The organism is Paenibacillus sp. J22R232 (genome assembly GCF_056269165.1).
The window spans coordinates 146,247-170,111 of record NZ_JBWDNK010000012.1 but is presented as its reverse complement, the minus strand read 5'-3'; the positions used below and the strand labels follow the sequence as shown (position 1 = coordinate 170,111).

Below are 23,865 nucleotides of genomic sequence, written 5' to 3'. Positions count from 1 at the left end.
CCCTGCGTTGGTTTTTCACTTTTTTATCGAATTTAAGCATTGCAAATCGCAATAGGAAACATATGCATTCATCAAGTTTGGGAACATACATTAATTGGCGATAGTAGCGATGGTATCGATATCAGCCACTTCAACTATTTCGTTATAATGAAAAGAAGTTCTTCTCCAAAACAAAAAAGGATTCCCAAATAAGAGAACCCCGCTGAATTTCAACTTCTATGTCGATATGAATCGGGTCTATATTAACCCTTAGAGTAAGATATTCGAGGTCAAAGAATCTAGAAATGCGAGGATTGCCGATAGCTTTAAAGTTTAGTGCAGAAGACGATGAATAAACACATCGTCTTTACCTATAAGAAGATCTTTTGTTCGGCTGTGCAATTGTTAAATAGTCGTCTCACGCCACGAACTACATGCACCGTTTCACAAGGCCTTGCCCCACTTGGATTTAACGCCTCTTGCCCTGGCTTTGAGTAGACTTTTTAGGCTCTGGGATGACTTTGATTGAAACTACATCTATCCCTCACTAAAACCGCAACACTCTCCACATGCACCGTCCAAGGGAACATATCCACAGGAACAACCTCAACTGTCCGATACCCGCCATCCTCCAGCACACGCAAGTCGCGTGCCAGCGTAGAAGGGTTGCAGCTCACATAAACAACCCGCTCCGGCTTCATCGCCAGGATCGTCTCGAGCAGCGCCGGGTCGCAGCCTTTGCGCGGAGGATCGACGACGATCACGTCCGCCGTTATCCCTTCTTTGCGCCAGCGCGGAATGACGACCTCTGCTGGGCCTGCCTCAAACGAAGCGTTGGCGATTCCGTTCAATGCCGCATTGCGAGCCGCATCCTCGATCGCTTCCGGAACGATCTCTACGCCATAGACGCGTCCAGCCTGGCGGGCGAGGAACAACGAGATCGTACCGATGCCGCAATAGGCATCGATGACGGTTTCCGTTCCCGTCAATCCGGCGTACTCCACCGCTTTGCGGTAAAGCTCAACGGTCTGCGTCGGGTTCACTTGATAGAATGAACGAGCCGAGATCGCGAAGCGAATGCCGTCAAGCTCATCATAAATAACCTCGCTGCCCCAGAGCACGCGCGTCTCGTCGCCGAATATAACGTTTGTGTTCCGTTCATTCACGTTCTGAACGATGCTCTTCACGTTTGGCAGCTCCGCGCGAATGCGCTTGACCCACTCCTCCGCCGAAGGCAGCTTCTTGACGTTAGTAACCAGAACGACCATCATCTCGCCCGTAATGACGCCGGTCCGCGCCATCACATGGCGAAGCACGCCCCGGCCCGACTCCTCGTCATAAGGCGTTGCTCCGAGCTCGCGGCCGATTCGCTTCACTACGCGAATAACCTCGTCATTGTCCCCATGCTCAATCAGGCAATCATCCATATCGATAATTCTGTGGCTGCCCCTGGCATAGAAGCCTGCAATCAGCTGTCCATCCTGAGCACTGGTGCCGATCGGAACGGATGCCTTGTTGCGGTAACGCCATGGCTCGTCCATTCCAATGGTTGGATGAACCACAATCCCGCCTGACGCTTGATCCTCATTCGCAGCAGCCAAGCCTTCGCCAGCTACGCCCAGCTTTCCGATCCGCACAAGGTTGTCCACCACATGCTGCCGCTTCCACTCAAGCTGCGCAGCGTAATCGAAATGCTGAAGCTGACAGCCGCCGCATTCCTTATAAATATCACAAGGTGCCTCGATCCGCGAAGGGCTCGCTTGCACCAGCTCCTCTAAGCGCGCATAGCCATATTGCTTCTTCACCTTCATCACTTTGGCGCGAACGCGTTCACCGGGAAGCGCTCCCTGTATAAAAAGGGTAAAGCCCTCTGCGCGGCCTACCCCTTCCCCGTCATGCGTCAGGCCGATAATATCGACGGTGACTTCTTCGTTTTTTTGAAAAGGAGCATCTACCGGAGCCGCGGCCGCACCAGAACCTGCTGCGCTGCGCGATCTCCCTTTGCCGCCTCTGCTTCTTCCTTTATTCATAAACTCTCTCCGCTCTATCTTCAATGCTGTTGCTTGCCTTCTATCTTCCATTATGCCCTAATTGACCCAATCATCCTCAGCTAACGGTAGGTTGATGTACCCGTCTCATCCGCAAAAATACGCAAATGCGATGGCAGCACCGAGAACGTGCACGGCAGCACCCCGCCATATTCGCCATCGAGATTGATCTGCACGTAATCAGGCGTCGTTACCTTCAGCTCATCCGTACGGAAATGAATCACATGCGGATCGTTCAGATGCTCGCCGCGCAGCGCGAGCGTTACTAGCTTGATAAACTCAGGCAGATTGCATTTGCGAATAAGCAGCACATCCAACAAACCGTCGTCTAGCTTGGAATCCGGCGCAAGACGCTCGAATCCGCCCACGGAATTGCTGTTGCAGATCAGGAACATCATAAATTCATCATGAAACTCACCGACGCCAGCGGCTTGAAAGGTCAGCTCTGTCGGTCTCAGGCGGGTCATTTTCTCCATGCCCTTCATATAATAAGCCAGCTGGCCAATCATCGTCTTCAGCTTGCTTGGCACATCATAAGTGAGTTCGGTCAAAGAGCCCCCGCCGGCAATGTTTATAAAATAACGCTCGTTCGCCTTCCCGACATCAATCGGGCGGCTATATTGCTGAATGATCAGATCGACGGCATACTCCCAGTGCTTCGGAATGCCCATCGCCCGTGCAAAATCATTCGTCGTACCTACGGGCAAAATGCCGAGTGGAGGACAGCTTTCCTTGCCGGCGAGCCCGTTGATGACTTCATAAAGCGTACCATCGCCGCCCGCTGCAATAATCATGTCGTAGCCGCGTTCAGCCGCTTCCGCTGCAGCAAGCGTAGCATCTCCTTCTCCAATCGTCGCATGGCAGCTCGTCTCGATGCCGCCTTGCTCTAGCCGCTGAAGTATGTCCGGCAGACGCTTTTTCATTTCTTCTCTTCCCGATGACGGGTTATAAATCAATCTCGCCCGCTTGATTGCCATGTCGGCTCCACCCCTAACGATCCATTCATCCTTGCTTATATGATTAACTTTACGTGCATTAGCTTTTATTCAAACGCTGCAGACCCTCTTCCATCTGACGGGTGAGCCAGCTTTCAATCGCGCTGCTCGGCAGCATGGACTTGCTATTGTACCGGTACGAAAGCCCCTCGAGCCGCGTCGGTATGACATGATTCGTGAAATACCCGCGGCTTAGAAACAACGGCACGACAATTACCGTTTCATCAGGATTCGCCGTCTGCATCGTAGCAAGCTTCGCAGCAGCTTGGTCGGGGAGAAGCATCGCATGTTCTGCGCGCTTATAGCCGCCAAGCGCCCGCAAGCGCTCACCGAGCTTCGTCAAGCCCGCTTGCCAGCGTTCATGAAATACGGGTTCCTTGCTGCCGTGTCCGATAAGCAGCAGCGCTTCCTTCTCGCGTACTTCCGAGAGCTCGGCAATGTTTGCCGCAAGCAGCTCGGCGATTTCCGGATCATCATCTATCGGCTCGCCATAAGCTACGTTTGCCGCGACACGGAATATGCCAAGATCTCCTTCAAGATCCGTCAGCCAGGGAAAGCCGAACGCCTGCCCAATTTCATCGACATGCGTGCTCCCGGATGAAATAAAAAGAGGCAACACGAATAGATCCGTCACGCCCTGGTTCTCTAACGCATCAATGCCATCCTGAATAAGCCGTCCCTCAACAATTTCGAGAAACGACGATACGATTGGAATATGTAATAAGCGAGGCGAAGCCGCTGCCCTCGTTATGGCATCATCAACCAGCTTAACCCACGCCTCTTCCCGGGAGCCGTGACTAATGACGAGGATGCCTGGCTTCATCGAAGGACTACCTACCTTCCAAGACGCTCTAAAGCCATTTTATACCCATCATTGCCATAGTTCAAACAACGCTTCACCCTTGAAATCGTTGCCGTGCTCGCGCCAGTTTCCGCTTCAATTGCATTGTATGTACTGCCCTTGCCAAGCATGCGCGCTACTTCAAGCCTTTGGGACATGGACTGAATCTCATTCACCGTGCACAGATCATCAAAAAACACATAACATTCCTCGACTGACTTTAATGTAAGAATCGCTTCGAATAATTGATCTATTGCTTTATCGTTCAGCTTTTTAAGCTGCATGTGTATTCACTCCTATTAAAACTAATGTTACTATTGTATCTTTTTTAACCGTTTTTTTCAAACATTACCGTATTCGCGCATTGCAGCCGAGACGATGGTCTTAGCGCCCTTCGGGCAGGCATGCGCATACAAGCACGGGGCATTTATCTATAAAAAATTCCAAAACCCGTGACATTCGTCCAATCCGTATGTTCGCCTATCCCATAGACTATTATAAAAGAAGGGTTGTGATCCGTGTGAATTATCGCAATAATCCCGGCAGCGGCAGCCAGCAGTACGACTGGCACGGCGGCCACCGGCAGGCGCAAGCCCAGCCGAGCAAGTCGTCCGGCGCGAAGTCGAGCGGCTTCAGCTTTGGCGGGGACCTCCCTACCATGCCTCCTGCAGCACCAGAGCCGCCAGCGCAGGATATCCTGCCCGCGGTTTTACCGGAAGCGCCGGCCGATGTGGCCGAAACGCCCGCCAGCACCAAAGCAAGCGGCTTCTCCCTTGCCAGCCTAGGCGAGATCAAAGGCTTCGTCGACCGAATCGGCGGTATAGACGGCATTCTTACGACGGTTACGAAAGTACAAAAGGTTATGTCAAGCGTCTCACAAATGGCCCCTCTGGTGAAAGTGCTTATGGGCTCATTCGGCAAAAAATCGTCTAGCTCGTCTGACGATGACGATGAAGGAGAATGGAAACCAAAGCGCCGGAAGCGCCGGAAGCCCAATTCAGGCTCAGGCAGCGGGAATAATGGCGTTCGCCGCCGCAAGCCCAAACGCCGCAGGTAAATTACGAATGCTCCATACAAATACGTTTTGGATATATTTAATCTGTATCCTTCCAAATGAAGCACCTCGGCCAGCAGCGTATGCTGCTGCTAGCCGAGGTGTTTTTATCCATGCATTTATTCACCATTTCACACACTGCATATGAAGTTATCCGGCTGTGGATAACACAAATCGCATCCTATCCACAGACATTATTACATATTCTCGGCTCATTAACCAGAACAGCCTGTGCATAAGCGCAACCTTCGACAACCTTCGCCAGTTTTATTGTCTAATCCATGCACAGCTGTTCATGCAATGTGAATATACTTTTGATTGCTTAGGTGTTTTCATCCAAAAAAAGCGTTCATCCACAGCTCCGCTCCCTTAATCACCGGGTGTTGCTAAGCCCTATGCGATTCCATGCACAGCTGTTATTAACTATGTGAATATACGCAATTTTCGCGCCATTTCGATAATAGTTGTCCACAGCTTCCAAGACAACACAAAAAATAGTGAGGAGAAGCTCATTCCCCACGAGCTTTCGCTCATGGCGAGTGAGGTTTTCCTCACTATCCCGGTTCACTCCTTCTATAGGAAGAAGAAATGAATAATCCAATAGAAGAACATCGCCATTAATACCGTAATCGGAATCGTGATGATCCAGGCGACAATGATACGTCCAGCAACTCCCCATTTCACGGCAGAGAAGCGTTTCGCGCTGCCTACGCCCAGAATGGACGAGGTGATAACATGCGTCGTACTTACCGGCAGGTGAATCATCGTTGCCGTCAATATAACGACAGCGGAACCGATATCTGCTGCAAAGCCGTTAATCGGCTCGATTTTGAAAATTTTCGTACCCATGGTCTTAATGATTTTCCAGCCGCCGACCGATGTGCCGAGTGCCATAGCGGTCGCCGCGGATATTTTAACCCAAAGCGGTACGTCCATTGTCGATTGAACATCCGAGGCTACGAGCGCAAATACGATAATACCCATCGCTTTCTGCGCGTCGTTCGTGCCATGCGAGAACGATTGGAACGCCGCGGTAAGAATCTGCCCGAATCGGAAGCCTTTATTCACTTGATGCGGACTCGACTTGGCAAAAATTAATTTCAGTATCCACATGATAATAAAGCCCGCAGAGAACGCAATAAGCGGCGAGAAGATAAGCGCTTGAACGATCTTCATCAATCCGCCGCCATTAATTGCGCTCATGCCTGCTCCGCCGATTACGGCACCCGCGAGGGAGCCGATCAATGCATGTGAAGATGAGGACGGAATGCCGAACCACCAGGTGAGCAAGTTCCAAGCAATCGCGGATAAGAGTGCCGCTATGACGATCGGAACGCCCTGCTCAAGCTCCGCGGGATTCGCGACGCCTTTACCGATTGTAGCCGCAACGCCCGTAAAGGTAATTGCGCCGACGAAGTTCATTACGGCTGCCATCACGATGGCAACCCTCGGCTTCAAGGCCCGGGTCGATACGGCCGTTGCAATGGCATTGGCCGTATCATGGAAACCATTTATAAAATCAAACGAAAGCGCTAGAAAGACGACGATCCATAGAACCATTAAATCCATTGTGAAAGACTCCTACTCTCCAGATTAGCTGTTACGCATAATGATCGATTCCAGCGTATTGGCAACATCTTCGCAGAAGTCGGTCGTTTGCTCCAGCATCTCATAAATCTCTTTGCGCTTCATCAGCTCGATTGGATCTTTTACATTCGTGAATAAGCTCTTGATACAGACTCGCAGCAGGTCATCAGCTTGGTTCTCCAGCTCATTAAGCGCAATGTTAGGCTCGCGAATGGCAAGCAGCTTACGCTCCGTAAGCAGGTAGATCGCCTTCTTGATTTGGTGAGAAGAACGAACAAGAATATCGCCGAATAGGGTTATGTACTCATCCTTTTCCCGAATGTTGTACATTTCAAAACGAGATGCGCAAGCTTCAATGCCATCAAGCACATCGTCAAGCGATGAGGTAAGGGCCATAATATCTTCGCGCTCGATCGGAGTGATGAACGTTTTGTTCAGCTCTTTCAAAATCGTGTGTACATGTTTGTCGCACTTGCTTTCGTATTCCTTCATGGTTTTGGCGAAAGCCGATACATCCGACAGGTCTGACAAGCCTTTACCGAAGTATTCCACGGCCTCGACGATTGCGTCAGCCATCTCCTCGAACGTCTTAAAGAAAATATCCTTTTTCTTGAACATCGTAATCCCCTTTACACGACTTGATGTTTAGGCGTACTGCTATGAGCCCACAATATCTTAACATAGTTTACATGTGAATTGTTAAGAGAATGTAAAGGTTTTATGAAAAGTTTTAGATTTTCAAAATAAATATAAAAAAGACGCGATCCCGCTTACGGGATTGCGTCCTTTTTACACCTTGGAAGCCCATCCGTTAACGCCTGTTAACAGTGTCCCCAATGTGCTACGTTTGTACCCAAGAAACATGGCTTTCAAAGGTGGGATTGTTCGGCACGACATGAAAGAAGGTTTTCCCGGGAACGAACGGCAGTTCAGCTCCGTCCTTCACGATCCGAATCATGCCGTCCGGTGCCCTCACCCAATCCGCTTCGATCGCCTTTCCCTTCTGGAAGAGAATGGCTGGTCCCTCGCTCGTCAAATCAACGGCTAACCGGCCTTCGTTATCCAGCGTTTTATGATTGGCTCCAAGCACGACCAGATTCGTTCCGGACAGCTGCTCATTGTTGTTCAGATCGATATGCGGCTTGCCTCCGATTGAGCGTTTGTATAATCCCGCAGCAGCATCGTACACGTAGCCTACGCTATAATTTTTGAGCAAAAAAGAAATGGTAATGTCCGAGGCTGGCACTCCTGCTTCCGTAGAGCCCGCTTCCGCAAACGTATAAGGCGGAACCTGCTTATCCAGGCTGTATTTTTTCTTCTCCGCGCCCGCGCGAAGCTTCTCCAGGCTTGAGTACAGATTATGCGGCGCTTTCCTTTCCTTGCTTCTCCAGAAATAGCTGCCCGCATTCGATATTTCATCTAGATATGGCTTTCCTTGGCGCTGCAGAACCGCATAGCCGTCAGTGCTCGCGCCCGCGTGGGCAAGCACAGCTCCATAGCTGTCGCCAATGTCTATGAGATAAGGCCTTATGCTTCGTATGGGTCCGATCGTATCGGTTAAGGCAACTGTGCTCTGAAATACGGCAATCAAACGCGTGATGCCGCCCTCAGCGAGTACCTCCCACACCACATCGGCGTTCGAAAGTCCGGACTGCGGCCTTGCTGCGGCAAAATTGTTAATCATAACGACAATCGGCCTTGCTTCCGCCGGCTTCTCCAGCTTGAGCCCGGTGAGCGGCGCGTCATACGGCAGCGGCGCCTTTTCTATCGTCTCTGCTGTGCTGCTCGGTGAAACGCTGCTCTCTGGCTCAGTCGGCGTATGGCTGTTCCCTCCGTTGCCCCCGCTGCATGCGGAGAGTAGGAGGGTTAGTGATAATAGCAGCGTCACTGCCGAATTCCGGATTCGTTTATCCATATGTTAACCTGCCTTTTCCGCGCTAAATCTAGCTTGATTTCGTTTTCACACTAGATTCATTTAAACATAATTTGGAGAGGTTGTCTCGACAAAAATGTTGATATCCTGATTAGAAAACCCATAAATTGCACATGGTAACGATACCTCCTGCCAGAAAGAGGGTGCTGCTATGAACAGGAGAAACGGACTCATAAGCATTTGGTTATCCTTCTCGATCTTATTGCTAAGCGCGGGCCTCGTGTCCCATGTCATGTCTATCCCGCTTATTCTTGGCGTAGCCAAGCGCGATTCCTGGCTATCGGTAATTTGCGCCGCACCGTTTTTTTTGCTGTGGGTGCTTATCTTGTTCGGCATATTGAAGCAGCTCCATGGCGAACGCCTTCCGGATTGGCTGGAGAGACAATTCGGCATCGTACCGTCTTGGATCTTTCGGTTATCGGCGGTGCTGCTCCTGTTTGTCTCTGCTGCCTATACGCTGCACGATACGTCAGCCTGGACAATCGCCACCTATATGCAGCAGACGCCTTTTTCCGTCGTTATTGTTACTGCGGTGGTTGTATCCATGCTTGCCGCTTACGCCGGGCTGCGAACGATTGCCATGACATCGAGCATTCTGCTTCCGCTAGTCATTCTGCTGGGCTATTTCGTGTCCATAGCCAATACGAAGTACAAAGATTACAGCCTGCTGTTCCCCATACTTGAACATGGCCCTCAACCGTCCATTAACGGCATGTTTTTTGCATTGGCAGGACTCATGGAGCTGTGGGTGCTGCTTCTGTTCCAGCACCAGCTTCGCAGTAAAATGCGCTGGTGGCATCTCATGCTGCTCGCCTTGTTTATGTTAGGCATGGTCATTGGTCCCACGATCGGCGCCATCACGGAATTCGGTCCGCTCGAAGCCGCTAAGCAAAGGCATACCGCCTTTGAGCAGTGGAAGATCGTCAATATCGGCAAGCTGCTGCAGCATGTCGATTTTCTATCGATTTATCAATGGCTCTGCGGCTCCTTTGCCAGAATCGCCATCTCTCTTTATTTAATGACCGATATGCTTAACATTCGTAAACCTAGAAAGCGGATGCTTTCGCTAGCGATTTTCTCTCTATTGATTGCAATCATCGCGTTCTATCCTTGGCGCGACCAAGATACGCTCGCGTTTTTGACCCGCGTTTATTTCCCTGTGATTGCTGTGTATGTGGCGGCACTGACCTTCTTTCTAGCATTCACGCTGCTGCTCCAAAGCTCACGAAAGGAGAAGACGATCCGTGACCCCGAACAATAATGAATCTACCGAAAAGCCGATCTATTTAGATGAGCACAAGCTTCGCACCTGGTTTGCGTCCTCCAACGACGTAATGATCAACACCCAGATGTACGGAACGGCTCCTGCCTCCGTTCAAGCCGTATTCATTTATTGCATTGGGATGACGGATACCAAAACCATTAACGATATCATCATGCCTGAGCTTGGCGAGCTATACGAGCAGACCCGTTTCCTCAGGCGCGAGGATATGCAGCGCAGCGCCAAGCTGCAGTGGCATTCCCATGACTTGGCGCATCAAGCACTAGACCGCAAGACGCTTGCATCCTATGTATTCGAAGGGCATCTTATCTTCTGCGTGCCATCGCTGCAATCGTTATGGACCATAAATATCGAGAACTTCCCGAACCGCGAGCCAAACGAATCATCTACGGAGGTATCGATCCGCGGACCGAAGGATGGCTTTGTCGAGCAGGTTGCCGTTAACGTCTCGCTCATTCGAAGAAGGCTTCGCACGGATATGCTTGCATGCCAATATTTCGTTATCGGTTCCAGAACGCTTACCAAAACGGCATTGCTCTATATCGAAGATATCGCTGATCCCGAATTGATCACCTATATCACCCACAGGCTTAACGCAATCAACGTTGAGAAGCTTGTTTCCATCGGTGAGCTCGAGGAAATGCTCGATCCGTCGCTGTTCACTTTGTTCCCGCCTAACGACTACACGGGAAGGCCTGATTTTGCAGCCGATTGCCTATTGAATGGCCGCTTCGTTATTCTGGTCGACGGCAACCCAACCTGTATCATTGCACCCGTGAATTTATTCCTGCTCATGAAATCGCCCGAGGATGCCTATTTTCCCGCCATGTCCGCTAACATGGGGCGTATTCTTAGGTTCGTGGGTTTACTTACGACTATTTTTCTGCCCGGGTTGTATATCGCCCTCACTACCTTTCACACGGATCAAGTACCATTCCCGCTGCTTGCCACGATTTCATCGGGGCGGCACGGACTGCCAATGGAATCGCCGCTGGAAATGTTTTTCATCATGTGCTTGATGGAGCTGTTCCGCGAAGCCGGCGTGAGGCTGCCCAGCTCCATCGGCCAGACCTTGACCGTCGTTGGAGGCTTAATTATCGGCGATGCGGCTATCCGGGCAGGCATGATATCCCCTCTTATGATCGTCGTGACGGCGATTACCGTCGTATCTGGCTCCACGCTCGTCAATCAGGTGCTCAGCAGCACGACGATCTTGCTTCGGTTCGGTTCTTTTTTTATGTCATCGATACTCGGGATGTACGGGTTTATTCTTTCTTTCATCCTGTTTGTCATCTATTTAACGACGATACAATCCTATGGCGTTCCCTATCTCGCTCCCGCCGCTCCGCTAAACATGAAGCAGCTTGCCGTTTCTATACTGAAGCTGCCTTTTAGAATGAACAAACGCAGACCTGATTATTTGCATACGCAGAAGCCTAGAAAGGATGGGAACGAACCATGACGAGAAGGTTCCGACTTCTTGGCATGCTTGGCGCTTTGGCTGCCCTTCTCACCTTGCCCGGCTGCTGGAGCGCTACCGAAATCCAAAGCGTCAGCTATGTCAAAGCGATGGGCATTGATTTCGTGGATAATCAATTCAACGTCTACATACAGCTGCTCGATTTCTCTAACATCGCCAAGACGGAGGCAGGCGGCAAAGCAAATGAGCAGGCCGTCGTTTGGATTGGAAAAGGCAGAGGCGAATCGTTAGTCTCCGCAATCACAGATCTGTTCAAAACGGCGCAATTCAAGCTCTCATGGGGGCATGTATCATCCATTATTTTGACGGAACGCGCACTCAAAGCTAAGGGAGACAGCCTTGCGGAGATGATCAACCGCTATCCGGAAATCCGCTATAATGCGTGGATATACGGTACCCGCTCTCCGCTTGAAAAGCTGCTGGCGGCAACGCCCTTCTTCAAGCTGTCGCCGCTGGCTTCGATCATGCATGATCCGCAGAGCAACTATGAGCAGAATTCAACCTATCCGCCTATGCTGTTTTTCAAATATATCGCCAGCTTCAACGAGCCGTCCGCCACGGCCTATTTGCCAAGCCTCAGCTTGAACGGCACACAGTGGCATGAGAGTCAGGTAGGCAAGCCGATGCTCATGATTAACGGCGCTTTTTTTGAATATGGCAACCAGATCAAAGGATTTATATCCCGTGCCAAGCTGGAAGGCTACCACTGGCTCGTGCCAAGCATGGAAAGCGCCCCGCTCATCATCAAGAAGGATGGGACCGTGTATGGCCAGCTTCTCATCCTGCGACCCAAAATCAAAATTTCCCCGCTCGTGCGAGGAGAAGACGTTCGATTCCGTATTAAGGTTAGCTATGTAGGCGGTATGTTTGAATACCTCGCGGAGATGCCCTATGCTGAGATGACCCATATTGCCGAGGATACGATTAAAAAGCAGATTATGGACACCTACAAAGAAGGCTTGAAAATAGGTGTCGACCCCTTTGAGCTCGGCCATAAGCTGCGCTTAAAGCACCCCAAACTATGGAAGAAGCTATCGAACGACGGCAAAGAGCTCGTTATCCACGCCAACTCCATTGAAGAACTGAACGTGAAAGTAAATATTATCTATAACGGCAAATTCAAACGGCAGGTCAAATAAAAGAGGCAAGCTCCTGCATGCTGAGCTTGCCTCTTTTGCAACTTGTCATATGCTCCAGTGATGCCATTCTTCCTGCTGCTTATCCAGGCCGCTCAGCCAATCCGAGGTTACGCGGATCGCTTCCTCCTGATGATTGCGGGCGGAATACGTATGATTCGCTTGAAAAATAATTTCCTTGTCGCATATTCCGTCACTGCGAGTCCAGAACACCTTCTGGTACAGGAAGCTATAATCGACGGGAATAAGCTCATCGCTCGTTCCGTGTACGAGCAATACCTCTCCTCCGAACCTCGTAGCCGCTTGGAACGGCTGATGCTGAAGCAGCGATTCGAAGAATACGGGCTGCAGCGTATAGCCTTGATAATCCGAGCTGCCTGCCGTAACCGCATCATCATAGCTGCTGCGTCCGACGATCCGCACGATATCATTGAATGGGTATGCGACCGGCGACCAAAGCACAAGGCGCTTGGCGCGCTTATCCTTGACTGCCGTCATGATCGCAACCGCACCTCCGAGGCTGTGTCCGAGCAATACAATTCTGCGCGGGTCAACGCATTCCATGCTGGCCAAATAATCGATTGCGCTTCTGGTCTGGTCAACCATGGAGTCAAAGCCAAGCGAACCATAGTCGCCGTTGCTCTCTCCGCAGCCGCCGTAATCAAAGCGTAGAACGTAGGAGCCTTGCGCTGCCAGGGCGCGAGCCGTTTTCACAAACAACCGATCCACGCCTATGCGTGAGCCAATAAATCCATGGCATATGATAATTGCTTGTCGTTTCTCAGATTCCGTTTTGTTTCCGTCAGTGGGGTAATGCAGCGTTGCCGCAAGCTCAAGCTCGTTATGTCTCAGCGTCAAGTGCTTTTCCATCCGGCCAACCTCCCAATCCTTATACATAATAATTCCTACCCGATTACTTTGATTTATTTAAAACCATAATAGCATCCATGCTCTATCCCTGTCAATCTCGGCTTTAAAATATAGCGGCATCACTTACGATGCTGCGAAATGGGACATACTATGCATATGTTTGGCATTATATCATGTTTTGGAGGTGCAAAACTATGCCCTTATGGATTGCGTGGCTGAAAGACCATTGGCTGTCCGTCGCGTTAACGCTCGGTATTATTATTGCGATCGCTTATGTTATTGCGAACCGCAAGCTGCTCTTTTACAAAGAATGACGATACGGATAACGCAGCAGGCTGAGGAACGCGGCTATTCCTCATGCATGAGCGGTACTCGTATCGTCACTATGGTTCCGGCTCCACGCTCGCTGTCGATCGTAAGCTGACCGCCGTGGAGCTCAATAATTTCCTTGCAGATGGCAAGTCCAAGTCCCGAGCCGCCTTGACCCGTGCTCGCTTTGTAAAACTTCTCCGTAACATGCGGCAGGTCCTCGGCTTCGATTCCGCAGCCGGAATCCGATACCATAAGGATGGCTGCCTCGTGCTCCGCTCTCGTAACCACACGAATCGTTCCGCCCGCAGGCGTAAACTTAAGCGCATTATCAATGAGATTGATAATAACCTGCTTCAACCGGTTGGCATCTCCCTTAACGACGATTGGTCCCTTGTCATAGGTAGCCAATATTCTGACTCGCGTATGCTCCTCCCGAACGGCCAGCTGGTTCACGGTTTCCTTCACCGGGCCGTTGAAATCAAGCACCTCTTTATGCAGCTCCATCGTCCGTGCGGAAAGCTTCGAGAAATCGAGCAAATCCTCAACCAGCCCCGATAAGCGTTCCGTTTCCTTGCTTATAATCGACAAGCCGAGCTTTACCTCTTCGTCATCCTCGGTCGGCTCGCTTTCTTTGAGCGTTTCGCTCCAGCCCTTAATGGAAGTGAGCGGCGTGCGCAGCTCATGGGATATGGACGATATGAAATCATCCTTCAGCTTCTCCCGCTTGCTCAGCTCTATGACCATTGCGTTAAAGGTTTCGGCAAGCTGCCCAATTTCATCGTCATTGCGCTGAATCGCTCGGCGCGTCCAGTCTCCCTCCGCCATATAGCGCGCAGCCCTGGTAAGCTCCCGAATGGGCTTCACTATGCGCTGGGCAAGTATGAGGCTAAGACCAAGAAAGAGCAGGATAACGCCTATCCCTACCGCTGATGCCATTCGGATGAGCAGGCTGACCATCGCATCGACCTGACCCAACGAGGCCGAATACCGAAGCATGGACACGACGCGGGTCTCATTCCAGAGCGGGATGGTCACAGACATGACCCGTTCGCCATAATAGGGATCTATGCCGCGCCAGCTTCCCGTTGCGCCCGCAATTGCCGTTTTTACATCGGCGGTCGTATAGCGGATATCAGGCGCAAAACCATCCGAGTCGATGCGGATTTGACCCGTGCTATCCAGAAGCTGCAATCTCGTGCCGCTTTCCACCATATATTGCAGCATATAATCGCCTTGGTCCTTCACCGTGAGGGAAGACAACGAGCGGCTGTGAAGGGAAAGGGCTGATTCTGCGCGTTGCTTGACGGAGCTCTGGGCGCTGCCGTAATAGTAATTCCACATCAAGGCGGCGAACCCGCCCCCGAGCACGCTGACGACAAGCACGATCAGCAGCAAATAGCTCCATACCATTCGCGTTTGTACGCTTTTCATTCGTCGTTGCCCCGCTTCCATCGGTAGCCATAGCCCCATACCGTCTCAATAAAGGCGGGATCGGAGGGGTTTTTCTCGATTTTCTGGCGTATTCTACGTATGTTTACGTCAACGACCTTCAGATCGCCGACGTAATATCTCCCCCACACCTCTGTCAAGATATGATCGCGGCTGACGCTCTCTCCGACGCGCTCCATGAGCAGTCTGACCAGCGTCCATTCCGTAGGGGTAAGTATAATTTCTTTATGCTGTTTCCAGAGCTTCCTCTCCGCGACTGAAAGGCGGAACGGGAGCACGACAAGCTCTTGATGAACGTTCATATAAGGACTCGGCGCCTGGGCAGGCGGCTGCATGCTTTGCGATCCGTTCGATCCGGATACGGTCAACCCAGTTACCGCTTCCGTATGACGGTAGCCCGTGCCTAGCTCCGTGGCTGCTCCTTGATCCGTTAGCTGGACTTGCTCCGGAGCTGCGTGAACCTCCGGTTCAGGAAGGTGCGGCTTCATGCGCCGGTACAGCGATTTGATTCTGGCTATGAGCTCGCCAGGACTGAAGGGCTTCTGTACGTAATCGTCTGCACCCAACTCCAGCCCGTGAATTTTGTCCTCCTCCTGCGATTTCGCCGTGAGCATAATGATGCCCATCCGAGGATACAAGGCGCGAAGCTGCTCGCATACCTCAAAGCCGCTAATGGTCGGAAGCATAACGTCAAGCAGCGCAATATCGATCTGTCCTTCGCTTGCAGCAAGCGCAAGCGCTTCTTCACCCGTCTCCGCTTCAATGACTTCCATGTCGTTGCGCTTAAGATTAATGCGGACGAAGCCGCGGATGGACTCCTCGTCCTCCAACAATAATATACGCATAGTGTAACGCACCCGCTTTTCTTTCTTAATCGTTCCGAATGGCTAGAGATGAAGAAAAGGCAGCTTCTACCTCCGACATCTCGCTGAATGACTGCCGCTCTTTTGCTTCCCACTCAAGCGGAGCCTCCTTGACGAAAGAAACCGCAAATACGTTGCCGCTATCTGTCATGAGCTGACGATAGGGCTTCCCTTGCAGCTTCCATGCCGATTCGACATTATCCCATTTCTTCTGCGGTACGGCATAAAGCGTCGCCAGAGCGGAGGTTAGATCCAGGGATTCATTCCAATAGTCGATTGTAACAACGGCATATGGCTCATCCGTTCCGTGGAGCGTATATCGTCCCGTCCAAGACTTCGGAATTCGAAGCTGGATGCCATAGCGGTAATCGGTAAATTCTTCCGTGATTTTCTCGAAATCCGCTTTCCCATCCCACTGTACCCATTCGTTCAACCACTTTGATTCGGCGTAGGACAGATCGCTGTAGCCGGGTGCCTCCTTCGCCCAAGGCAGCTCCAGAATGCCATCGCCGTTAATATCCTTGCTCATTGTAGGCGTACCGTTCAAGCCTTCCAGCATGCCGTAGCGTGACGGATATACGAGCTTCAGCTTATTCCGATCCCATGCGTACATCGTCGTATAGGTGCTGTGCGCTCCAGTCGAAGCTTCCAGTATGATGCCGCTGTAGTCAGCCGATATTCGTCCGATTAATAATCGATCATAGTTATTAACGTCGTTATACAGGTTTTCGGAATATAGCTCTTGCGCGCCTCCGTTTCGCCAATTGTAGAGCGTCAGATGGAATTCCGGCATGGCCATTTCCTGATTGGTCCCAATCTCGGAAATAATCGCAAGCTCCAGCCGGCCATCCCCGTTGATATCACCCGTATCCCCATAGGAGTAGGGCAAGGTCTCTACCGGTTTCAGCGTCAATTGACCATTTTCGTTGCGTTCCGGCTTTGTGCTAAACGAATAAATCTCAAGCACATTAGGACTGTCGAATGCCCCGATCCAGCCGATCATAATTTCCATTCGGCCATCTTTGTCGAGATCCTCGATCTTCAGCCAGTCGATGACCCTCGCCAGCGGCTGCTGAACGAGCACCCACGGCTTCCATGTCGCAGAAGCATATTTAAACACCATTAACTCCGGTGAGCTGTATTCATTGTAATAAGAAACGATTGCCTCTTCCGTGCCGTCCCCATCCACGTCGATCAGACGGATCGCTTCCATATGGTCCTCTCTGAGCGGAAGCGTAAGCTTGCTGTATGCAGGCAGGCTTTTCTCAATCGCTTGTATAATCGCCTGTTTCTCCGGCGCGATAGCTGGCTTCTGCAGAAGATCCGCAGGCGCGGCCGTATAACGACAGCCTGTAGCCAAGCATAGAAGCAATGCGATGCCGCTGAACAATAGGCTCTGCCGCATGAACGACCTGCTTCTAGGCTTGGCATTCGTATAACTTGCGTTATCCAACTTTACAGCCTCCTCGTGCCATGTACCTATGCTAAATCATCTGATCGGCGGTCACTAACGTATAGCCCATTTCTACTAAATCGTCAATAATGCCGGGCAGCGCCTGGACCGTATTTTTAATATTTTTGCTACCAAAAGAGTGCATTAATATTATACCATTAGGCTTAGCTTCTTTTTTAATCATTTTGCTCATATCCGCTACGGATGTACCTGCCCAGTCCCTTGTATCAATATTCCAACCGATTAAATCCCGGTTGTTTGCTTTAAGCAGCACTTTAAGCGTATCCGACACGGCACCGTAAGGTGCGCGTACCATAACCGGCGTATAGCCGACCGCTTTCTTGATCGCCGCGTCCGACGTTTTGATTTCTTCGATAATCTGCTGCTTGCTCAGCTTCGATAAATCTTTATGATTGTACGTATGATTGCCAATGGAATGCCCTTCTTCCGCGATGCGCTGCAGCACCTCGGGATTCTTTTTCACCTGCTGGCCAACGACAAAAAAAGTCGCCTTTACGCCCTTTTCCTTCAGGATATCCAAAATATCATTCGTATAACGCTGATCGGGGCCATCGTCAAACGTCAAAGCAATAAACTTCTCGCCTTTACCCGGCTTAATGGCAGGCGTATGCTGATCAGGCTTATCCAGCTGATCCTCCGCCGAGGTATCCGGCTTGCTTGTTGCCGGCGAATCAGGCTTAGGATCAACGCTGCCCGCCTCCGGCGTCGCTGTCGCACCCGGCTTGCTCGTAGGCGTCGATGCTGGATGATCCGTCCCCGTGACGATTGGCTGCTCTGTGCTTGTTTCCTCAGGCTGCGGCGTTGTTTCCGGTTTCGGCGTTGCCGTTGCTTGCGGTTCAGGTGATTCTGTCACTGTGCTTGAGGGCTTCTCCGTTGCTTCATCACTAGGCTGAGCGTCAGGCTTCGGAGTTTGTGTATGCCCAGGCAAATTTCCGTGCTCGACCGTCCCGTCCACTCCGCCTGCATTCCCAACGATAACCGTATCTCCATCACCATCGGAGCCGCTACCCGTCTGCGGTCCCTGCTCGGCGCTAGCGGTTACCTGCGGCTGCTTGTCTCCGGACAAAAGTGCGGATAGGCTGAATGACGATCCAGCCGAGCACCCGCTGACTCCTATCATAACCGCTGTCAGAAGTAGCATTGCTACCACGTTTAGAGCTTGCCGTCTTGCTTTTTTCATTTCTCTCACCTTCTATTCCTCGCTGATAGATTCATTGTACCCCTGCCACAAATCGATAGAGTTACAAATTAGTAACACCTTTCGAGCGAAAATGACACAGTTAGCGAATGATGCAAGCTTGGCGAGAGAACGGAAATGGAAAAAAGCCTATGTGTCCTGCGTTCCAGAGGAACGGCAAACCGCATAGGCTTTCTATTAATTTGCGATATAAAATAACATGCTAATTACAGGCTAACCTTGCTTATACCAGCGCTTTCGCCGCAATATCGGTTCTGCTCTGTTTTCCTTCGAAATCAATGACGCTAACCGCTTCGTACGCGCGGGCACGGGCCTCGGCAATGTCGCGGCCCCGGCCGACGATTCCAAGCACGCGGCCGCCGTTTGTTACGAATTGTCCGTCTTTGTCGGCTGTTCCGGCATGGAACACAAGTGCGCCCTGTGCTTCCGCTTCAGCTAGCCCCGTAATGACGCGGCCTTTCGGATATGAAGCAGGATAGCCTTCCGATGCGACAACTACGCAAACCGCCGCTTCGTCGCTCCACTGAATGTCCAGCTGATCCAAATTGCCGTTAATCGAAGCCAGAACGATGTCAATCAGATCCGTTTGCAGACGAGGCAGTACGACCTGCGTCTCAGGGTCACCCATACGCGCGTTGAACTCAATCGTTTTCGGGCCGTCCGGCGTAATCATAAGGCCTGCGAACAAAACGCCGCGGAATGGACGGCCTTCGCTGACCATCGCTTTGGCCGTTGGGATGATAATATTTTGAATCGACTCTTCGATAATCGCCGGGTCGATATGGGGAAGCGGCGTGTAAGTACCCATCCCGCCTGTATTTGGTCCCTTGTCGCCGTCAAAGATCGGCTTATGATCCTGAGCAGGCACCATGGCGCGAACCGTCTCGCCGTCTACGAAAGCAAGGATCGACATCTCCTGCCCAACGAGACACTCCTCGATTACGATTTGCGTACCGGCTTGGCCGAACACCTTGTCCACCATCATCTCGCGCAGCGCTTTCTCGGCTTCTTCAAGCGTTGCTGCTACCGTCACGCCTTTACCTGCAGCAAGGCCATCGGCCTTAATGACGATCGGTGCAGCTTGCTCGCGCAAATAAGCGGAGGCTGTCTCGTAATCCGTGAACGTTTCGTACTTCGCAGTCGGAATATTGTACTTCTTCAGCAGGTTTTTCATAAAGATTTTGCTGCCTTCGATTTCAGCAGCATTTTTGCGCGGACCGTAAGCAACGATGCCTGCCGCCTCGAATGCATCTACGATACCGTCTGCCAGCGGATCATCCGGACCTACAAACACCAAATCGATCGCGGCATCCTTTGCGAAACGAATCAACTCATCGAATTCGTTTACAGCAATGGGAACGATCTCGGCAAGCTGCGCAATACCGGCATTGCCAGGTGCGCAGAAAACTTCCTTGACCTTCTCGCTTTTCTTAAGCGCCCAGACGATCGCATGCTCGCGTCCACCGCCGCCAACTACCAAAATACGCATTAACGTAACCTCCTAATTGACTATATAGTATGAACAAGAAACGCCTGACGGCGTCCTTTTATTGACGCCATCGTTTCGACGAAACGTATAGAGAAAAGCTGAGCAAACTCATATCCTTTCCTATACGTCAAGAGTAAACGGCTGCTGCCGCTTCTCGCGCCATTGGCCCGTTTCGCGGAGAAAAAAGCGGATTCAATAGAGCCTTATCATTCGTATCGGTTAAACCAGCGGCAGCCGCCCGCTTCGCCAGCTCTCTGTCGTTAACGCGCGGCTGCCTATGAAGGTGCAAGTTTTAGTGCTTGAAGTGACGTACGCTTGTGAATACCATTGCAATGTTGTTGGCGTTAGCCGCAGCGATGGACTCTTCGTCCTTGATCGAGCCGCCTGGCTGAATGATCGCAGTAATGCCTGCTTTCGCAGCCAGCTCTACCGTATCGCCCATTGGGAAGAAAGCATCCGAAGCAAGTGCCGCGCCCTTAGCCGCTTCGCCCGCTTGCTCAATCGCAATGCGCGCTGCGCCTACGCGGTTCATCTGGCCAGCGCCAACGCCGATCGTCATATCATCCTTCGCAAGCAGAATCGCGTTCGATTTCACATGCTTAACGACCTTCCATCCGAACAGCAGCTGCTTCAGCTCTTCAGCCGTCGGCTTGCGGTCTGTTACGAACTGCAGATCCGCTTCCGTTACGCTGTGAACGTCGCTCTCTTGCACGAGCATCCCGCCGTCAACCGAAGTCACGACCCAATCAGACTTGCGCTCGCCTGCAGCGGATAGCTCGCCAAGCTTCATCAAACGGATATTTTTCTTCTTCGTTAGAATCTCAAGCGCCTCCGGCGTAAAGTCAGGAGCGATAATGATTTCAAGGAAAATGCCGCCCAGCAGCTCGGCTGTGTCCGCGCCGATCGTCCGGTTAGCCGCTACGATACCGCCGAAGATTGAAGTAGGGTCCGCCGCGTAAGCTTTTTGATAGGCCTCATGGATCGTTGCGCCGATGCCTACGCCGCATGGATTCATATGCTTAACCGCAACGACAGCCGGCTCGTCGAACTCTTTCAGGATCGCAAGCGATGCGTTCGCGTCGCTGATATTGTTGTAGGATAGCTCTTTGCCGTGCAATTGTTCAGCGGTTGTGACATTGCCAGCAGCTGCAAGCGGCTTGCTGTAGAATGCAGCCTTCTGGTGCGGGTTCTCGCCGTAGCGCAGATCCTGAACCTTCTCATACGTAACCGTATATGTCTCTGGCAATGACTCGCCCACTTGCTTAGTCAAGTAATCAGAGATAAGGGAATCATAAGCAGCCGTATGGCGGAATACTTTGGCAGTCAAACGTTTACGTGTCTCAAGCGTCGTATCGCCTTGCGCCTTCAGCTCTTCAATAACCGTGCCGTAATCGGCAGTGTCAACCACAACCGTTACGAATGCATGGTTTTTGGCAGCTGAGCGGAGCATAGTCGGTCCGCCGATATCGATGTTTTCGATCGCGTCTTCATAGGAAACGTCAGGCTTCGCGATCGTTTCCTTGAACGGATACAAATTAACGACAACAAGGTCGATATAATCCAGGCCAAGCTCCTTCATCGTATTCTGATGCTCTACATTGTCGCGTACCGCAAGCAAACCGCTATGTACCGCAGGGTGAAGCGTTTTGACGCGCCCGTCCAAAACCTCAGGAAAGCCCGTTACATCGGAAATGCCGATAACCGGAATGCCTTCCTTCTGAAGCAGGCTGAACGTACCGCCCGTCGAAATAATTTGCACGCCTTGGCTTGCCAACTCTCTGGAAAACTCCACGATTCCCGTTTTATCGGAAACACTGATTAACGCTCTACGAATTGCCACGCAAATACCTCCTCATCTATTTGACCAACCCATTGCTTCCCTTAAAATAAAACGTCCGCAGGCAGCTTACAATATCCGCTCAGCTGTCTTAGCTTGCTATCGCCGATACAGTTCACTGCGTATTCAACCGTTTAGCTTTCAAATGCCGACAGAGCTCACTGTCTCCGTTCAGCTTTCTTAGCTTGCTATCGGCGTAAGAGCCCGCTGTTTCCGTTCAGCTGTTTTAGCCTGCAATCGCCGACTGAACTCACCGTCTCTGCTTAACTGTTATAGCTTACTAACGCCGGCAGAGCCACCGCTTCTGTTCTACGCATATAAGAAGGCTGAATTCGATTTCCAGCCCTTTCTGTTTACCTTCATAAATCTATGGGTTGCTCACCCGTACATGCCGTCCATCCAACGTCACGCGCCCCTGCGCGATCTGCTGGATCACGCTCGGCAGCAGCGCCTGCTCCGCTGCATGAATGCGCACGGCGAGCGAGTCTTCCGTATCCTCGTCCGCCACCTCAACCACACGCTGCGCGATAATCGGCCCGCTGTCCATGCCCCCGTCCACATAGTGGACGGTGACGCCCGTCAGCTTAACGCCGTATGCGAGCGCCTGCTGGGTGGCGTTCACGCCGGGGAATGCCGGCAGCAGCGCCGGATGGATGTTAATCATCCGCCCGTAGAACGGCTCAACGAGTACCGACGTGATAATGCGCATATAGCCCGCCAGCACGATCAACTCGATGCCGCGCCGCTCGAGCTCGGCGATAATCTCCGACTCGTACGCCTCGCGAGACGGATATTCCTTTGGCGTGAACAGGAACGTGTCCACGCCGGCTTTCCGTGCGCGCTCCACTACGGGAGCGGCAGGCTTGTCACAAACAAGAAGCTCGATGGTTACATCGAGCTTCCCATTCTGCACCGCATCTATGATCGCTTGGAAGTTGGTGCCTTGTCCCGAAGCGAAAACAGCGATGCGAAGTGCTCCCATTATACTTCCGCTCCCGTAAATGTCACGATGCGGCTGCCTTCCGTAACCGTTCCGATACGGTAAGCCTGCTCGCCAAGCTCAGCCGCAATGCGAAGAGCATCGCTGGCTTGATCAGCCGGCACAACGACAACCAAGCCGATTCCCATATTAAAAGTCGTGAACATGTCACGATTCGTAATGCTGCCTTTTGATTGCATCAGGTCGAAGATCGGCAGAATCGGCCATGAGCCGTATTCCACGTCCACGTTCACGCCATCCGGCAATACCCGCGGAATGTTCTCGATAAAGCCGCCGCCCGTAATATGCGCCATGCCTTTCACTTCTACCTGCTCCACCAGCTTAAGCGCCGATTTCACATAGATGCGGGTTGGTTCGATCAGTACGTCGCCAAGCTTAGCGCCGCCAAGCTCTGCCAGCTCTTGATCCAGCTTGTAGCCTGCATCCTCTAGGAGCAAACGGCGAACAAGCGAGAAGCCGTTGCTGTGAATGCCGCTTGAAGCGAAGCCGATTACCGCATCGCCGGCAGCGATCGTCGAGCCGTCGATCATTTTTTTCTTGTCTACGATACCGACGGTAAAGCCCGCGATATCATATTCTCCGCCTTGATACATGCCTGGCATTTCAGCCGTCTCGCCGCCAATCAGGGAACAGCCCGCTTGCACGCAGCCTTCCGCGATTCCTTTGACGATCGCTTCGATTTTCTCAGGCACGACTTTGTCGCATGCCAGATAATCCAGGAAGAACAAAGGCTCCGCGCCTTGTACGATAATATCGTTCACGCACATGGCAACGGCATCAATGCCGATCGTGTCATGCTTGTCCATGGCAAAAGCAAGCTTCAGCTTCGTTCCGACGCCATCCGTTCCGGACACAAGCACAGGCTCATCATACTTGTCCTTGTTCAGGCTGAACAGACCGCCGAAGCCGCCTAGCTCTGCCAGCACCTCGGGACGGTACGTCCGCTTTACGTGCTTTTTCATCCGTTCTACCGCTTCGTTGCCTGCCGCGATATCGACGCCGGCTTTTTTGTACGCTTCTGACACTCTCGGTCAACTC

General features: G+C 51.7%; 20 protein-coding genes. 4 read left to right on the top strand and 16 right to left on the bottom strand.

All coding sequences use genetic code 11. From position 1 onward, the window contains the following. Nucleotides 1-482: 482 nt before the first annotated feature. From rlmD to AC0YN3_RS26060, 4 genes are all read right to left on the bottom strand, one after another. Nucleotides 483-2,009, bottom strand: coding sequence for a 23S rRNA (uracil(1939)-C(5))-methyltransferase RlmD (gene rlmD, locus AC0YN3_RS26075; protein ID WP_475777838.1), 1,527 nt, complete (start codon nt 2,007-2,009; stop codon nt 483-485). Between the two features lie 80 nt (nt 2,010-2,089). Continuing rightward, a complete protein-coding gene (locus AC0YN3_RS26070; RefSeq protein WP_475777857.1) occupies nt 2,090-2,998 on the bottom strand; it encodes a diacylglycerol kinase in 909 nt (302 codons plus the stop codon). 64 nt (nt 2,999-3,062) lie between these two features. Next, the gene (locus AC0YN3_RS26065) at nt 3,063-3,845 is read right to left on the bottom strand and encodes a sirohydrochlorin chelatase (RefSeq protein ID WP_475777837.1); all 783 of its coding nucleotides are present in this window, start codon (nt 3,843-3,845) and stop codon (nt 3,063-3,065) included. Between the two features lie 11 nt (nt 3,846-3,856). Beyond that, nucleotides 3,857-4,147 carry a YerC/YecD family TrpR-related protein gene (locus tag AC0YN3_RS26060; protein ID WP_183565641.1) on the bottom strand — a complete coding sequence of 97 codons (291 nt, stop codon included), beginning with the start codon at nt 4,145-4,147 and terminating at the stop codon, nt 3,857-3,859. Between the two features lie 236 nt (nt 4,148-4,383). Between AC0YN3_RS26060 and AC0YN3_RS26055 the strand changes: the two genes are divergently transcribed. Then, nucleotides 4,384-4,920: a tyrosine protein kinase gene (locus AC0YN3_RS26055; protein ID WP_475777836.1), complete on the top strand. Its 537-nt coding sequence runs from the start codon at nt 4,384-4,386 to the stop codon at nt 4,918-4,920. 570 nt (nt 4,921-5,490) lie between these two features. Here the strand turns inward: AC0YN3_RS26055 and AC0YN3_RS26050 are convergent. The 3 genes from AC0YN3_RS26050 to AC0YN3_RS26040 form a co-directional block, all read right to left on the bottom strand. Beyond that, entirely contained in the window at nt 5,491-6,486 is a 996-nt protein-coding gene (locus tag AC0YN3_RS26050; protein WP_475777835.1) for an inorganic phosphate transporter, read from the bottom strand. A gap of 24 nt (nt 6,487-6,510) precedes the next feature. Further along, nucleotides 6,511-7,122, bottom strand: a complete 612-nt coding sequence (locus tag AC0YN3_RS26045) for a DUF47 domain-containing protein (RefSeq protein WP_183565649.1) — start codon at nt 7,120-7,122, stop codon at nt 6,511-6,513. A 223-nt stretch (nt 7,123-7,345) separates the two neighbouring features. After that, complete coding sequence (locus tag AC0YN3_RS26040) at nt 7,346-8,419, bottom strand: DUF3048 domain-containing protein (RefSeq protein ID WP_475777834.1); 1,074 nt, start codon at nt 8,417-8,419, stop codon at nt 7,346-7,348. 169 nt (nt 8,420-8,588) lie between these two features. Between AC0YN3_RS26040 and AC0YN3_RS26035 the strand changes: the two genes are divergently transcribed. The 3 genes from AC0YN3_RS26035 to AC0YN3_RS26025 are packed head-to-tail and all read left to right on the top strand — an operon-like array spanning nt 8,589 to nt 12,338. Continuing rightward, nucleotides 8,589-9,698, top strand: a complete 1,110-nt coding sequence (locus tag AC0YN3_RS26035) for an endospore germination permease (RefSeq protein ID WP_475777833.1) — start codon at nt 8,589-8,591, stop codon at nt 9,696-9,698. Continuing rightward, nucleotides 9,682-11,181 (top strand): spore germination protein, encoded by a 1,500-nt coding sequence (locus AC0YN3_RS26030; RefSeq protein WP_475777832.1) that lies wholly within the window; start codon nt 9,682-9,684, stop codon nt 11,179-11,181. The genes AC0YN3_RS26035 and AC0YN3_RS26030 overlap by 17 nt, the downstream gene beginning before the upstream one ends. Continuing rightward, nucleotides 11,178-12,338: a Ger(x)C family spore germination protein gene (locus tag AC0YN3_RS26025; protein ID WP_475777831.1), complete on the top strand. Its 1,161-nt coding sequence runs from the start codon at nt 11,178-11,180 to the stop codon at nt 12,336-12,338. Before AC0YN3_RS26030 ends, AC0YN3_RS26025 begins: the two co-directional genes overlap by 4 nt. 45 nt (nt 12,339-12,383) lie before the next feature. Here AC0YN3_RS26025 and AC0YN3_RS26020 read toward each other — a convergent pair whose 3' ends face one another. The 9 genes from AC0YN3_RS26020 to purM form a co-directional block, all read right to left on the bottom strand. After that, nucleotides 12,384-13,205, bottom strand: a complete 822-nt coding sequence (locus AC0YN3_RS26020; RefSeq protein WP_475777830.1) for an alpha/beta hydrolase — start codon at nt 13,203-13,205, stop codon at nt 12,384-12,386. A 348-nt stretch (nt 13,206-13,553) separates the two neighbouring features. Beyond that, nucleotides 13,554-14,948, bottom strand: coding sequence for a sensor histidine kinase (locus AC0YN3_RS26015; protein ID WP_475777829.1), 1,395 nt, complete (start codon nt 14,946-14,948; stop codon nt 13,554-13,556). Continuing rightward, nucleotides 14,945-15,811, bottom strand: a complete 867-nt coding sequence (locus AC0YN3_RS26010; protein WP_475777828.1) for a response regulator transcription factor — start codon at nt 15,809-15,811, stop codon at nt 14,945-14,947. The genes AC0YN3_RS26015 and AC0YN3_RS26010 overlap by 4 nt, the downstream gene beginning before the upstream one ends. Before the next feature lie 25 nt (nt 15,812-15,836). Further along, on the bottom strand, nt 15,837-17,282 hold the full coding sequence (locus AC0YN3_RS26005; protein WP_475777827.1) for an FG-GAP repeat domain-containing protein: 1,446 nt from the start codon (nt 17,280-17,282) through the stop codon (nt 15,837-15,839). Nucleotides 17,283-17,313: 31 nt separating this feature from the next. Continuing rightward, nucleotides 17,314-18,483 carry a polysaccharide deacetylase family protein gene (locus AC0YN3_RS26000; protein ID WP_475777826.1) on the bottom strand — a complete coding sequence of 390 codons (1,170 nt, stop codon included), beginning with the start codon at nt 18,481-18,483 and terminating at the stop codon, nt 17,314-17,316. 241 nt (nt 18,484-18,724) lie between these two features. Next, the gene (gene purD, locus AC0YN3_RS25995; RefSeq protein ID WP_475777825.1) at nt 18,725-19,990 is read right to left on the bottom strand and encodes a phosphoribosylamine--glycine ligase; all 1,266 of its coding nucleotides are present in this window, start codon (nt 19,988-19,990) and stop codon (nt 18,725-18,727) included. Nucleotides 19,991-20,282: 292 nt separating this feature from the next. Beyond that, nucleotides 20,283-21,830: a bifunctional phosphoribosylaminoimidazolecarboxamide formyltransferase/IMP cyclohydrolase gene (gene purH / locus AC0YN3_RS25990; protein WP_475777824.1), complete on the bottom strand. Its 1,548-nt coding sequence runs from the start codon at nt 21,828-21,830 to the stop codon at nt 20,283-20,285. Nucleotides 21,831-22,194: 364 nt separating this feature from the next. After that, entirely contained in the window at nt 22,195-22,809 is a 615-nt protein-coding gene (purN, locus tag AC0YN3_RS25985) for a phosphoribosylglycinamide formyltransferase (RefSeq protein ID WP_475777823.1), read from the bottom strand. Continuing rightward, entirely contained in the window at nt 22,809-23,852 is a 1,044-nt protein-coding gene (gene purM / locus AC0YN3_RS25980) for a phosphoribosylformylglycinamidine cyclo-ligase (RefSeq protein ID WP_475777822.1), read from the bottom strand. The genes purN and purM overlap by 1 nt, the downstream gene beginning before the upstream one ends. Nucleotides 23,853-23,865: the final 13 nt, after the last annotated feature.

Excerpts from the sequence above, each read along its gene's own strand:
- AC0YN3_RS26035 (WP_475777833.1), top strand. The coding sequence starts at position 8,589 with ATGAACAGGAGAAACGGACTCATAAGCATTTGGTTATCCTTCTCGATC.
- AC0YN3_RS26065 (WP_475777837.1), bottom strand. The coding sequence starts at position 3,845 with ATGAAGCCAGGCATCCTCGTCATTAGTCACGGCTCCCGGGAAGAGGCG.
- AC0YN3_RS26025 (WP_475777831.1), top strand. The coding sequence starts at position 11,178 with ATGACGAGAAGGTTCCGACTTCTTGGCATGCTTGGCGCTTTGGCTGCC.
- AC0YN3_RS26060 (WP_183565641.1), bottom strand. The coding sequence starts at position 4,147 with ATGCAGCTTAAAAAGCTGAACGATAAAGCAATAGATCAATTATTCGAA.
- AC0YN3_RS26000 (WP_475777826.1), bottom strand. The coding sequence starts at position 18,483 with ATGAAAAAAGCAAGACGGCAAGCTCTAAACGTGGTAGCAATGCTACTT.
- AC0YN3_RS26010 (WP_475777828.1), bottom strand. The coding sequence starts at position 15,811 with ATGCGTATATTATTGTTGGAGGACGAGGAGTCCATCCGCGGCTTCGTC.
- AC0YN3_RS26015 (WP_475777829.1), bottom strand. The coding sequence starts at position 14,948 with ATGAAAAGCGTACAAACGCGAATGGTATGGAGCTATTTGCTGCTGATC.
- AC0YN3_RS26050 (WP_475777835.1), bottom strand. The coding sequence starts at position 6,486 with ATGGATTTAATGGTTCTATGGATCGTCGTCTTTCTAGCGCTTTCGTTT.
- AC0YN3_RS26045 (WP_183565649.1), bottom strand. The coding sequence starts at position 7,122 with ATGTTCAAGAAAAAGGATATTTTCTTTAAGACGTTCGAGGAGATGGCT.
- rlmD (WP_475777838.1), bottom strand. The coding sequence starts at position 2,009 with ATGAATAAAGGAAGAAGCAGAGGCGGCAAAGGGAGATCGCGCAGCGCA.
- purD (WP_475777825.1), bottom strand. The coding sequence starts at position 19,990 with ATGCGTATTTTGGTAGTTGGCGGCGGTGGACGCGAGCATGCGATCGTC.
- AC0YN3_RS26040 (WP_475777834.1), bottom strand. The coding sequence starts at position 8,419 with ATGGATAAACGAATCCGGAATTCGGCAGTGACGCTGCTATTATCACTA.
- AC0YN3_RS26020 (WP_475777830.1), bottom strand. The coding sequence starts at position 13,205 with ATGGAAAAGCACTTGACGCTGAGACATAACGAGCTTGAGCTTGCGGCA.
- purN (WP_475777823.1), bottom strand. The coding sequence starts at position 22,809 with ATGGGAGCACTTCGCATCGCTGTTTTCGCTTCGGGACAAGGCACCAAC.